This is a genomic window from Bacillus sp. FSL K6-1338, from assembly GCF_038006965.1.
GTDB lineage: Bacteria > Bacillota > Bacilli > Bacillales > Bacillaceae_G > Bacillus_A > Bacillus_A thuringiensis_S.
Window position 1 is genome coordinate 358,571 of sequence record NZ_JBBOWI010000001.1, and the last position, 13,258, is coordinate 371,828.

Here is a 13,258-nt window from a genome sequence, read left to right on the forward strand (position 1 = left end):
TCGTGGATAAAGGATTGATTGAGAGGAAACCACCTACGCATTTAAAAAAGGTAGGAAAAGATACTTGGATTCGTATTTGGTCTGTTTTAGAAGGTGAAGGGAAGGCTGATATCAATGATCCTATTATAGTTGAAGCGATTGCTTTCAGTTATCAAATGTTTAGAGAGATGGCAGGTAATGTGAAAAAAGAAGGACTAACAATGGAGCATACAAATAAGGCCAATGCTACCAATCTGACTAAGCACCCTTTGATATCCGAGATACCTAAGTATTTACAGCAGATTCGTCAATATCTAGGGGAACTAGGATTGACTGGGGCAAGTCGTAAAAAACTTCAGGAAGAGCTAACTGGAGATTCTGATGATGATTTCGACGACTTCTAAGCCATCTGAAATAGCCAAGTGGTATAAAAATTGGCGGAATGAACAGATACAGCATTTTAATATTTTAGTAGATCCATCTCCTGAACTAAGAACAACTTGGTATGCAGAACAAGTTGTGAAGGGAAACATAAAAGCCAGTAAGAAAAATATCTTGTCTTGTCAACGTCATCTAAATGATTTGAAGAGACAGGGTACTGAGGAATTTCCTTGGATATTCGATGAAGAAAAAGCTCATCGACCTATACGATATATCGAAAAGTTCTGTCGCCCGTCAAAAGGTGATTATAAAAGATTAGTTCTACAACCGTGGCAGCACTTTGTTATAGGTTCTTTGTATGGATGGGTTCATAAAGATACAAGTTATAGGCGCTTTCGTGAGGGCCTTATTTTTATTGGCCGTAAAAACGGAAAAACAACAATGATTTCTGGTTTGTCTAATTATGCTGTTGCTAAAGATAATGAGCCAGGTGCTCGGGTTTATGTTTTGGCAAACACAAAACAACAAGCTGGAGAATTGTTTGATGAAAGTCGTGCAATGGTTCAAAAATCACCCTTTCTTCGGAAACATTTACGCGAAAATCAGAAAGGGATTTTCCATGATAAAACGCATTCTAAAATTGAACCTCGTGCATCGGATAGTAAGAAACTAGACGGATTAAATACACACCTTGGTATTTTTGATGAGATACATGAATTCAAAAACTTTAAGTTAATTAATGTTATAAAAAAATCACGTGGTGCACGTAAACAACCAATGATTGTTTATATCACTACGGCAGGATATCAGCTTGAAGGACCACTTGTTCAATACTATGAAATTGCAACTGATGTTTTGGAAGGGGTTATCGACCAAGATAGAAAGTTTTATTTCATGGCTGAAATGGATAGCGTGGATGAAATTGAGAATCCCGAACTATGGATTAAAGCAAATCCAAATATGGGAGTTTCGCTAGATCTTCCATCGCTTATTGATGATTGGAATACAGACAAGCATACGGATGCTGAAAAGAATGACTGGATTACAAAACAATTTAACATCTTTGTTGATAATGATGAAATGTCCTTTGTTGGTATTGAGATATTAAAAAGGAATGAAGAAGTTATTGATATGAAGGGATTAGCTGGTAAAGAATGTGTTGCAGGTTATGATTTATCTGCAACAGAAGATTTTACAAGCGCTTGTTTAGAGTTTCCTCTAGAGGATGGAAATGTTTTTGTGCTATCTCATAGTTGGGTTCCGCAGGCTAAAGTTGATCGTGATAACGAAAATATTAGTTTCAAAGAGTTTAAAGACAAAGGTTGGCTCACTATTATCCCTGGTGAGTATGTGAAATATGAGTATGTTTATGATTGGTTTGTCGAGCAATCCGAACAATATTTCATAAAGAAAATTACTTATGATCCAGCTAATGCTTACCGTTTAAATGAAGATTTGAAAGCGTATGGATTTAAAACCGAACCAGTTCGGCAAGGGCATTTAACTTTAAGTCCAGCATTAAAGGACGTAAAAGAATTGTTGTTGGACGGAAAAATAATCAGTAATAAAAACCGCCTTTTCCGTTGGTATATGAACAATGTAAAGCTTGTGGAAGACAGGAACGGGAACTTTTTACCATCTAAACAGAGTAAATATCGTAAGATTGATGGTTTTGCAGCGTTTTTAAATGCTCATACAGAAGTAATTCCTATGTTATCTCAATTACAAGGTGATGGAAATATTGAATTTATATCAGTTAACGATCTTTTTAAATAGAAAGGCGGTGAGACATTGAAACTGATTAATCGTGTTAAGGGAGCGATTAAAGGAGCATCATTGGGATGGAAAGGTGCTGGATATAATTTTTCTTCATGGTTTGGAAGGAAGTTTTGGGGTATTGATAATGCAAAGCTAGCTACAAATGAGACGATTTTTAGTGTGATTAGCAGATTATCTAATACGGTAGCATCTTTGCCGTTAAAGCTTTATAAGGATTATGACACTGTTGTTAATCAAGTGTCGGATGTTGTGATGAATGAACCAAATCCAAACATGACTGGATTTGAATGGATAAATAAAATTGAAGTTTCAAGAAATGAAACTGGAAATGGATATGCAGCTATTATTCGTGATATTCGATTTCAAGTGGAATCATTAATCCCTATCGAATCTTCTTATGTAACGCCTTTTTTAAATACGGATGATAATAATTTGTGGTATGAGGTACGTGGAATTGAAGGAACGTATTACATCCACAATATGAACATGTTTCATGTCAAACACATCACAGGTATTTCAAGGTGGAAAGGTATCTGTCCAATTGATGTTTTGAGAAATACTCTTGAATATGATAAGGCAGTACAAGAATTTAGTTTGTCAGAAATGCAGAAGAAAGATAGTTTTATTTTGGATTATGCAACACAGGTAGATAATGATAAGAGACAAAAAATTATTGATGATTTTAGACGATTTTATCAAGAGAATGGTGGTATTTTATTCAGGGAACCAGGTGTGAATATAGAAGAAATGGAGCGGAAATACTTCGCTTCAGATACGTTAGCATCAGAACGAATTACACGTTCACGGGTTGCTAACGTTTTTAACGTTCCGGTTACATTTTTAAATGACACGGAAGGACAAAGTTATAGCAGTAATGAACAGCTGATGATTCAATTTGTTCAAATGACTTTGACTCCTATTGTTCGTCAGTACGAGCAAGAGATGAATCGTAAGTTGCTAAATAAAAAAGAACGGCAAGAAGGTCATTACTTTAAATTCAACCTTGGAGGGCTGTTAAGAGGCGATACAGCTTCAAGAACAGCTTATTATCAAGCGGCAATTAGGAGTGGATGGTTATCACAAGATGATGTTCGTCAAAAAGAAGATGAGCCGCCTGTGGGTGGTAATGCTTCAAAACTTTGGGTAAGCGGTGATCTATATCCAATTGACATGGATCCTACTCAACGGAAGGGGGTGAAAGATAATGGGAAAGCAAAAGAAGAATAACCAAAGTCAAAAGTTTTGGGAAATGAAAATGTCTACAGATAATAGTTCAGCAGATATTTTCATTTACGGAGATATTGTTAGATGGGTGTGGGAGGACTATTTTCCCGAGGATGTATCATCTAATACATTTAAAGATGATCTCGATGAACTAAGCGATGTTTCAATAATTAATCTTCATGTTAATTCACCGGGAGGTTCTGTATTCGAAGGAATAGCTATCTACAATATGTTAAAACGCCATAGTGCAAAGGTAAACGTATATGTAGATGCTTTAGCAGCTTCAATTGCAAGTGTCATCGCAATGGCGGGTGACACTATTTATATGCCTAAAAATAGTATGATGATGATCCATAATCCATGGACATGGGTAGAAGGCAATGCAACAGAATTAAGAAAGGCAGCAGACGATCTTGACCGTATTGGTAATTCAAGCATGCAAACGTACTTACAAAAAGCTGGGGATAAGCTTACTGAAGAAAAACTTAAAGAAATGCTAGATGCAGAAACTTGGCTTTCGGCAGATCAAGCATTTGAATATGGTTTATGTGATGTAGTAGAAGAAGAAAATCAAATGTCTGCATCAGTTAACAAGGACTTCTTTGCAAAATATAAAAATGTCCCTCAGCAATTGGTTGAGCAGAAAAGTACAGTTATTTCAAATGTAGAAATGAAGAAACGTCAAGAAATTGCTGAAGAAGCGAAAGCAAATGCAAATTATATAAAAACAATTTTAGGAGGAATTCATTTATGAAAATGAAAAATAAATTTCGATTATCTCTTGGTAACTTCCAATACTTTTCAAGTAATACCTTATTTGAATTAAAGCAAAATTTATCTACTATCGGTCAGCAACTTCAAAAAGTAGAAAGTGATTTGGCACAAAAGGCTATCGATCCATCTGCAACAATGGAAAGTATTCAAACTTTACAACAATCAAAGAAAGACCTACAGATGCGTTTTGATGTAATTAAAGATCAACATGATACGATGGAAGCTGAACAAAAAGCAAAATTCCAAACTCAAAACAATATGCAATCTATTGAAGATCCAAAACAAAAAATGACTGTAGCAAAAGCTGAATTGATTCGTGCTACAATTCGCCAACGATCAATTTCTGAAGATGCAAGAATGGCTTTAGGAGATAATAACTCTACAGGTGGTGAAAAGTTTTTACCATCTACATTAACAACTGAACTTTTACATGAACCGTTTGTTAAAAACCCACTTCGTGATACTTCTACATTCACAAATATTACTAATTTAGAAGTTCCGAAAATTGATTTCACATTAGATGATGATGACTTTGTTGCAGATGAAGCAACAGCTAAGGAAATAAAGACAGAAGGTGACGTTGTAACATTTAGTCGTCATAAATTTAAAGTAAAAGCAAAAGTTTCTGAGACTATTTTAAACGGTACAGATACTAATCTAGTACAAACAGTAGATTTAGCCTTACAAAGCGGTCTAGCAGCGAAAGAAAAGAAAGTTGCGTTTGCCAAAACTCCCAAAAACGGAGAAGAGTCAATGTCATTCTATAAAGTAGGCATTAAAGAAATTTCAGCAGCTACAAAATTAAAAGCAATCAAGGATTCGATTGCTGATTTACATGAAGATTTTCGCGCTAATGCGAGAGTTTTAATGACATATAAAGATTACTCGGATATTATTGAGCTTTTAGCAAACGGGAATGCAACATTATATAGTGCTCAACCAGAGCAGGTATTAGGAAAACCTGTTGTTTTCTGTGATAACGCAACTGACCCTATTGTAGGGGATTTCCGTTATTCTCACTTCAACTATGATCTAAATATGTTATATGATCGTGATAAAGATGTGGATAGTGGTGTAGAATTGTTTGTTCTTACAGCGTGGCTAGATCATAAAATCAAACTCAAATCAGCGTTCCGTATTGCGAAGGTAGTTGCCCAGCCCTAAGGAACCCCAAGCGCCAACAGGATTAAAAGTTGATTCTACAACAGTAACAACGGCCAACATTAGTTGGTCTCCTGTTGTGTATGATGGGGGCATTAGAGAATATCAAATATTACGTAATGGCAAACAAGTAGGAACGTCAGTAGCAACAACTTATAAAGATACAGGATTAACAGGTGATACAACATATTCTTATCAAGTGAAAGCTGTTGGGAATAACGGATTAAGTTCAACGTTAAGAGTTGAATTATCAGCGAAAACAAGTGCTTTAGGATCGTAGGTGATAGCATGCTGGAGCTTATAAAAGGAAAATTAAAAATTGATGGGAATGAAGAGGATACAGTTATTCAACTTCTAATTGATGGAGCAAAAGAAGCCTTACTAGGTTCTGGTGTTCCTGAAAGTGAAAAGGCCCTTTACAAAATAGCGGTAATTACACATGTTTTATTAAACTATGAGAATCAAGATAAATCATTAAATGTCCCTGCGTTAAAACAGTCATTAGAAACTACCATATTACAATTAAGGGACTATAATAACGGTGATAATCATGAATCCAAGTAAATTAAATAAAAGAATAACAATTCAACAGGAAATTACAAATAAAAAAGATGAAGAAGGGAATCCAATTCCACCAGAATGGAAGGATGTTGTCACTGTTTGGGCAAGAGCAAAAACACCATTTGGAAAGGGATTTAACTATGAAATATTCGCTGGAAATACTGAAAATGCGGTACGTACAGTGAATTTTTTTATTCGATTTCGTGGGGGAATTGATTCGAAAATGCGAGTCTTATATGATGACCGACTCTTTGAAATAAAAGCTGTTGTAGATGTTGATGAACAACATAAAGAGACATGCTTGGTGTGCGAGGAGCGATCTATATGGCAGAAGTAACAACCTTTGGGATACAAGAAGCGATTCAACGTTTTGAAGCTTTAGGAAGAAGTGTAAAAACAATTGAAAACTCAGCATTAAAGAAAGGCGCTGAGGTAGTAAGGGATGCTTTAGAGATAGAAAGTCCTATAAGTGCACATCCAAAACCACCTTCACCAAAAGAATCATGGAGAACAGGTAAACATGCAAAGGACGAGGTGCTTGTCGGAAAAATAAAAACTAGGAATGGAGTCAAATCAATTAGTGTGGGGTGGGAGAGAGATGATAATTCCCCACACTTTTATATGAAATTCCAAAACTGGGGAACCAGTAAAATGCCACATCCACCACATAAAGGGTTTATAGAGAAGACAGTAACTCACACAGAAGTAAAGGCAGTTCATGAGATGCGAAATGTCTTTGCAACGGCGTTGCATATTGTATGAGATTTTTAGAAAAAGATGTTTTACGTGCACTTACAACGCCTTTTATTGTAGACAAAATTGGTGGAGAATATATCTACAATATGATTCGTGGTGACGATAACGGAAAAACATGGATTACTTATTCTGAGTTAGATAATAGTGCTAGCAGATACGCGGAGGGTGCGGAATCTACTAGCACTATTTTATTTCAAGTAGATATTTGGTCCTTTAGCCCTGTGAAGGGTGATTTAAAAGAAGCGGTAAACACTTCTATGAAAAATATAGGATTTCAGCGTATTACAACAGCAAATTTATATGAACCAGATACGAAAATCTATCATTATGGTATGAGGTTTCGTACAGAATTAAAAATTTAGGAGGAAAACAAATATGGCAATTGCAGTCGATTTTAGAGATTTACATTATGCGATTTTGACAGAAACACCAGATGGTAAGTTTACGTATGCAGCACCTAAGAAAATTGGAGATGCAGTAAGTGGCAAGGCTTCACCTAAAAATGAATCCGTAACGTTCTATGCAGAAGGAGGGCCGCTAGCAACAGCAAGTGCCTTTGGTGGTGTGGAGATTGAACTAGAAACAGCAGATATTTCATTATCTACTTACGCTGAATTATTAGGGAAGAAACTAATTAAAGGTCAGGTAATTGATAATGTAAATGATGTTGCTCCATATGTAGCGTTATTATATCGTTTACCAAAAGACAATGGGAAAAATCGTTTTTATTGCTACTACAAAACGAAATTTGAAATTCCTGAAGATGAACACAAGACAGCCGAAGACAAACCGACTTTCCAATCAGCTAAAATTAAGTGCAAAGCGATCCAACGTTCAGATGGAAATTGGAGACATCGTTTAGATGAAGAAGAAACAGGATACGATGCTGCTGTTGCATCGAACTGGTTTAAAACAGTTCCAGCACCACCAACAGAAACAGCACCATCACTTAGCAAATAAAATTATAAAAAGGGTACAGCTTAATGCTGTGCCCTTTATTTATGAAGGGAGATTCAATTATGCAAGAAAATCAAAAGACAGAATCGTTTAAATTGGTTTTAAATCTACCCACTGGTAAAAAAACTTTCTTTTTACCAACATACATTTCGTCTACTGACGGTTTTGAAGCAGCTGAATGGACAGAGAAATTAAATGTTGAAAATGTTCGTTTTGATGTGCTAAAAGAAGCTACTCACTTTGTTGTTAAAGTGTTTGGAAATCGGTTTACAGTGGAAGAGTTCCTTGAGGGAGTACACATTTGGTTTTTAACATCAACTATCTATGCAATTTGTTTAGCGATTGTAGGTCGTATCGCCGAGGCTGTGGCAGTTATTAATGCTATTGACTCAAAGACAGATGCAGCAAAAAAAAAGAGACAGAGGAACAGAAAGAACCGTTCAAACCAACAGAAATGATGTTAGGTATATATAGTATGTTACAAGATTCTGGTATGTCCCAAACAGATATTAATCAGATGGATCTAGTACTTTTCTTTAAAACATTAGCTTATAAGAAAAAGCAAGAAGATAAAAATGTAGTCCGAACAGCAAACCAGGCCCCAGATTGGTTATAAAGGTAGGTGAGACAAATGGCTGGAGATATGGAGATTGGTGCACGAGTTACGCTTGATACCCAACGCTTTGAAAATGGAGTGGCAGGAATCAATCGTGGTTTACGTTTGTTAGATTCAGAGTTCAATTTAACGAGTGAAAGAGCTAGATTACTTGGTAATTCTGTTGAACAGTTACAAAATAAATTAACTCATTTGAATGAAAAATTCACATTACAAGGACAAAAGGTGGAACATTACCGCCAAAAGATTGAACAAGCAAGACAAAAACAAGAACAATTACAAGCTTCAAATTTAACGTTGGCAGCATCAATGGAACGTCTTGAAACACAGTATAATCAGGCTGTCCAGAATTTCGGACGTAATTCACAAGAAGCAAAGCAATTAAAGCAAGAATTAAAACAACTTCAAGCTGAATATACATCAAACGGTCAAGCGCTCCAACGATTAAATACACAAATCGATAACAATACGATTGCTATGAATCGTGCTGAAACAGCTCAAGAGCGGATTCAAAATGAAATAAGAGAAACGAACCGTGAATTGGCCGAGCAACAAAATCGTCTTCATCGTACCGGAGAACGGATGCGCGATACAGGAAATAAAATGCAAGATGTAGGTGGACAGGTCGGTACTACCTTTGCAGCCATGACTGGGGTTATTGGTGCTGGACTTGCGATGGCTGTAAAGGAATCTATGAATTTCGAGCAGAAGATGGCTGATATTCAAGCAGTTTCTGGTGCAACTGGCGATGAAATGAAGAAAATTAGCGAACTTGCAGTACAGATGGGAGAAAAAACAAAATATTCATCTGTGGAAGCAGGGCAAGGTATTGAAGAGCTAATTAAAGCAGGGGTAAGTCTAACTGACATTATTAACGGCGGTTTAGAGGGTGCCTTGAACTTAGCGACAGCTGGAGAATTAGAATTGGGGGATGCAGCAGAAATTGCTTCTACAGCTCTAAATGCATTTAAGGATGATAATTTATCAGTAGCTCAAGCAGCTGATCTATTAGCTGGTGCAGCAAATGCTTCAGCAACTAGTGTTGGAGAAATGAAGTTTGGGTTATCAATGGTTTCAGCGGTTGCATCTGGTGTGGGACTTAGTTTTAAAGATACAACAACGGCATTAGCTTTATTTGCACAGAACGGCTTAAAAGGTTCTGATGCAGGTACGTCATTGAAGACAATGTTAGCAAACTTAATTCCAAAATCTAATGAAGCTTACGATATGTTTAGTGATTTGGGATTAATAACAATCGATACTGGCAAAGCAATGCAGTTTCTTGGAGAAAGAGGGATTAAGCCAACTTCAAATTCATTTAAAGATGTAACTGGTGCTTTATCTGAGTACGCAGCAAAACAAGCAGGTGTGAAGGTTGGATCTGAAAAAGCAGAGAAGGCGTTTCAAAAATTAACTTTTGAAACGGGTATTATGACAAATGCCTTTTTCGATTCAAATGGTAATTTGAAAGAAATGTCCGATATTGCTGAAATTCTTCAAATGGCAATGCAAGGATTAACGGCTGAGCAAAGACAGTCGTACATGTATACATTGTTTGGTTCAGATGCTATTCGTGCTGCTAATATTCTTTATAAAGAGGGCTCAGATGGTGTGAAAAATATGTATACGGAAATGTCAAAGGTAACAGCATTAGAAGTTGCCGAGACAAAGATGAATACAACAAAAGGAAAAATTGAAGAATTAAGTGGTGCTGTAGATACTCTTAAAAAGTCATTTGGTGATGCGTTATTACCTATTTTAGTTGATGTAGTATCTGGTGTTCAGGGTGTCGTAGATTGGTTTAACAATTTAGATGAATCGACACAACAAATGATTGCAAAAAGTGCTTTATTGGCTTTCGGGATAGCAGGGGTAACAACAGCTGTAGGATTTTTAGCAATGGGGATAGGTGCTTTATTAGCAAACCCGATTGCTTTAGCTATTACTGGAGCTGTTCTTGCTGTAGGGGCGCTAGGTATAGCAATAGTTGATCTGAACGAAAAATCCAAACAGGCACAAAATGATATGGATAAGTTTGGTAAAAGAGTAAGTGACGCAACGAGTAAAGCAGCTGGTGCTTATGTAGATCTAAAAGATAAAGCTATCAATAACATGATGGATTTAAAACTTAAAACAGGTGAAGAAGCGAATAAAGCAGCGGACGAAACCATTAAAGCTTTTCAAAGAATGACAAATGAAGTTATTAAAGAGTTAGAAGGAAAGAAAAGCGAATTCAATAAAATGTTTAGTCAGTTGATGGGAACTGTTCCTGAGGGTGCTAAACAAACCCTAGAACAAGTGAAAAATAATGTCATTGAATCCATTAATAAAGAGATTGAAGTTGCTACACAAGCGGAAAAGATTTTGGAAGAGGGTATTAAAAGGTATCAAGGAGATACCATGAAGATGCCCAAAGATTTCGCTCAAAAATTCGAACAAGCATTACAGGTTGCTGATAAAAACGTTCAACAGTTTTACACAAAAGCAAAGGAAATCACGTCTATTTCGAAAGAGATTGAAGCTGGAGGGATGCTATCTTTAGATGCTGGTAAAAAACGGTTTGAAAGCATCATAAAGGTATATGAAGATGGTGTTAAATCTTTAGAAAAGCAAACCAAAGGTTGGCGCGAAAATGTAGAAAAAGCGTTTAAATTAGGTGAAATTAAACCGGAAGAAAGAAAAGCAACATTAGATGCTATTGCACTTTATGAATCGAAGCATGTAAATGACTTGCAGACAATTAGAAATGATGGATTTAAAGTGTTACAGCAACATATGAAGGAAGAAGATTCAGAAGTTTTGGCATCACAAGCTAAAAGGATAGAAGCAGAAGATAAGGGATGGGGCGAAAGATTCAAAGCGGCATATGGATTCCGTGAAAAATCGGCTGATTTGGAACAACGCTTTAGAAGTGATCAAGAGAAAGCCGAAAAAGATTATCAAGATAAATTGCTTCGATACGAGTTGCAATATGGCAAATCTAAAATTGAAAGTATAGGAATGTATCTTTCTGAATTACAAAAGGGTACAGAATCATCTAGATTGTTAGCCGAATCAATGGCAAAAGAAATTGATGGCAAAATGAAAATTGATTTAGGGCCAGCTGGACAGTTCACAATTGATACATTCTTACAGAAACTTCAAAAGGGTGAATTAGATTCTTCAGCTGTAGCAACCGCAAATGCTAATAAATTAAAAGAAGTTTATAAAGTGGATTTATCACAAAGTGGTATTGAATCCATGCAAAAATGGATTGATGGTATTAAAACAAAAGATACTGGTGAAGTAAGAGAATTCCTAAGTAAGAATATGCAAGGTAATACCACAATTGATTTAGGAATCTACGGGAAAATGACAATGGACTCGTGGATTACAGGACTTCAAACAGGGACTTTATCTTTTGATACTGTATTCCAATTCTTTCAACAAAACGTTAAAAACGGAATGAATGTTGACGCTACTCAAGAAGGTCAGAATAACATTCAAACTTTAATTAATGGAATGCAAATTGGGGCATTATCTTTACCACAAGTCGCACAGACTATGGGGCTAGATATTAAAAGTAATGTTCAAGTGGATCTTGGTGAAGCTGGACAATTTAATGTACAGACACTCGTTCAAGGTATGCAAAACGGCTCCATTAACGCTGAGTTAGCAGCGAAAGCAATTGCTTTACTAGTTGAAAATGGAGCGAAGTTAGATTTAACGCAAGTTGGATCTGATATTAGTCAAACGCAGGCTAATGGTATTTCTGGTAATACAGCTCCTGAGAATGCGGCAACAGGAAAGAAACAAGCCGTAGAGGGTATCATGGGAAGTACTACAGATGGTGGTGGTGGAAGTAAGAGTGGCAGCGAACTAGGGCGAGGGATAATAAGTCAAGATGGTTATATCAGGGGGAGCGCTTTGCAAGTGGTTGCTAGTGCTCATACCGGTTTTAACACAATCAATGGTAACCCAGCAGGTAATCAAGGGGGACAAGGATTCGGGAGTGGTATTGTAAATCAAAAAGGTTATATCAGAGGAAGTGCTCTAGAAGCCGTTACTTCGGCTCATGCTGGTTTTAATACAATCAATGGTACTCCACAAGGTCAAAAAGGTGGTAGTCAGTTTGCGCAAGGTATGGAAAATACAAAAGGGCAAGCGAGATCGAGCGGTTCTAATGTAGCGGAAAGTGGTAATTCTGGTCTGAAAAGCGTTAGTACTACTAGCCCAGGTGAAGCATTTTCTAGTGGGTTTGCTAAAGGTATTTCTAATGGAGAATGGAATGTAAAAAATGTAGCGTCAGCTTTAGCTCAAAGTGCTTTTATGGCGTTAAAGGCTACACTTAATGTAAACTCTCCATCAAGATTGACACGTGATCAAGGTGGTAAACCTTTTAGTGAAGGATTTGCTCTAGGTATTCAAAAAGGATCTTATATGGCTGAACGTGAGAGTCGTACTCTTGGTTCAAGGGCAAATAATGCTTTAGTAAATGAATTAGCGTTAGGTAGTAGTTCAAATAAAATGCTATTTACAGGCGTTCAAATGGCAAGTGGAATTGCAGAAGGGATTAAAACGCAATATTCTGTCGTACGAAATGCATTACAAGATACAGTATCAGGGGCTATTGATAGTATTCGTTCTATAAAACCAGAAGAAATATTTAGTTTCCAAGGTGATGACCCACTAACAAAGTATTTTAATGCAATCTTTGTAGATGGAGATTGGCAAAACGATTGGATCACTCATATCCCTGAAAGTATGCGTGATATGGTAAGAGAAATTGGACGTCAAATGGAACGCTTTGAAGGACTTTCAATCAACGATGTTGGTAATCTTTCCAGGTGGAGAGAAGTGTTATCTGACAATCCGAATGTCATACAATACAGACCTGACAATGATAATCCAGATAAGCAACCATATATAAAACCAGAACCTACTTATATTGAAATTCCGGTCATACTAGAAGGAAGGGAAATAGCGCGTGTGAGCCATCCGTATGTAACTGAATATCAAAATAGAGCACAAGCAAGAAACTCAGTCTTTTAGATTTGGGTTTATTTTCTTTTGTGCAAAAGGAGGGAGACA

General features: G+C 36.6%; 14 protein-coding genes. All 14 read left to right on the forward strand.

The genetic code is table 11. The features are described 5' to 3' along the window. Positions 1-2: 2 nt before the first annotated feature. Genes NZ044_RS02040 through NZ044_RS02105 form a run of 14 tightly spaced genes read left to right on the forward strand, consistent with a single transcriptional unit; the run spans position 3 to position 13,219 of the window. Positions 3-383, forward strand: a complete 381-nt coding sequence (locus NZ044_RS02040; RefSeq protein ID WP_101336135.1) for a phage terminase small subunit P27 family — start codon at positions 3-5, stop codon at positions 381-383. Then, the gene (locus NZ044_RS02045) at positions 364-2,136 is read left to right on the forward strand and encodes a terminase large subunit (RefSeq protein WP_277558226.1); all 1,773 of its coding nucleotides are present in this window, start codon (positions 364-366) and stop codon (positions 2,134-2,136) included. The genes NZ044_RS02040 and NZ044_RS02045 overlap by 20 nt, the downstream gene beginning before the upstream one ends. A 15-nt stretch (positions 2,137-2,151) precedes the next feature. After that, complete coding sequence (locus NZ044_RS02050; protein ID WP_101336133.1) at positions 2,152-3,366, forward strand: phage portal protein; 1,215 nt, start codon at positions 2,152-2,154, stop codon at positions 3,364-3,366. Beyond that, on the forward strand, positions 3,344-4,117 hold the full coding sequence (locus NZ044_RS02055) for a head maturation protease, ClpP-related (protein WP_340949484.1): 774 nt from the start codon (positions 3,344-3,346) through the stop codon (positions 4,115-4,117). The genes NZ044_RS02050 and NZ044_RS02055 overlap by 23 nt, the downstream gene beginning before the upstream one ends. Next, on the forward strand, positions 4,114-5,301 hold the full coding sequence (locus tag NZ044_RS02060; RefSeq protein WP_101336132.1) for a phage major capsid protein: 1,188 nt from the start codon (positions 4,114-4,116) through the stop codon (positions 5,299-5,301). Before NZ044_RS02055 ends, NZ044_RS02060 begins: the two co-directional genes overlap by 4 nt. Further along, entirely contained in the window at positions 5,288-5,578 is a 291-nt protein-coding gene (locus tag NZ044_RS02065) for a fibronectin type III domain-containing protein (protein WP_340949487.1), read from the forward strand. The genes NZ044_RS02060 and NZ044_RS02065 overlap by 14 nt, the downstream gene beginning before the upstream one ends. Before the next feature lie 8 nt (positions 5,579-5,586). Beyond that, a complete protein-coding gene (locus tag NZ044_RS02070; RefSeq protein ID WP_000891191.1) occupies positions 5,587-5,862 on the forward strand; it encodes a head-tail connector protein in 276 nt (91 codons plus the stop codon). Next, positions 5,849-6,196, forward strand: coding sequence for a phage head closure protein (locus NZ044_RS02075; protein WP_340949490.1), 348 nt, complete (start codon positions 5,849-5,851; stop codon positions 6,194-6,196). Before NZ044_RS02070 ends, NZ044_RS02075 begins: the two co-directional genes overlap by 14 nt. Then, positions 6,184-6,621, forward strand: a complete 438-nt coding sequence (locus tag NZ044_RS02080) for an HK97-gp10 family putative phage morphogenesis protein (RefSeq protein ID WP_340949491.1) — start codon at positions 6,184-6,186, stop codon at positions 6,619-6,621. Before NZ044_RS02075 ends, NZ044_RS02080 begins: the two co-directional genes overlap by 13 nt. Continuing rightward, positions 6,618-6,977, forward strand: a complete 360-nt coding sequence (locus NZ044_RS02085) for a structural protein (protein ID WP_101336131.1) — start codon at positions 6,618-6,620, stop codon at positions 6,975-6,977. Before NZ044_RS02080 ends, NZ044_RS02085 begins: the two co-directional genes overlap by 4 nt. A 13-nt stretch (positions 6,978-6,990) precedes the next feature. Continuing rightward, a complete protein-coding gene (locus tag NZ044_RS02090) occupies positions 6,991-7,575 on the forward strand; it encodes a major tail protein (RefSeq protein ID WP_101336130.1) in 585 nt (194 codons plus the stop codon). 59 nt (positions 7,576-7,634) lie between these two features. Next, positions 7,635-8,030, forward strand: a complete 396-nt coding sequence (gpG, locus tag NZ044_RS02095; protein WP_101336129.1) for a phage tail assembly chaperone G — start codon at positions 7,635-7,637, stop codon at positions 8,028-8,030. 17 nt (positions 8,031-8,047) lie between these two features. Next, entirely contained in the window at positions 8,048-8,188 is a 141-nt protein-coding gene (locus NZ044_RS02100) for a hypothetical protein (protein ID WP_000938714.1), read from the forward strand. Positions 8,189-8,203: 15 nt separating this feature from the next. Then, positions 8,204-13,219: a phage tail tape measure protein gene (locus tag NZ044_RS02105; RefSeq protein ID WP_340949495.1), complete on the forward strand. Its 5,016-nt coding sequence runs from the start codon at positions 8,204-8,206 to the stop codon at positions 13,217-13,219. Positions 13,220-13,258: the final 39 nt, after the last annotated feature.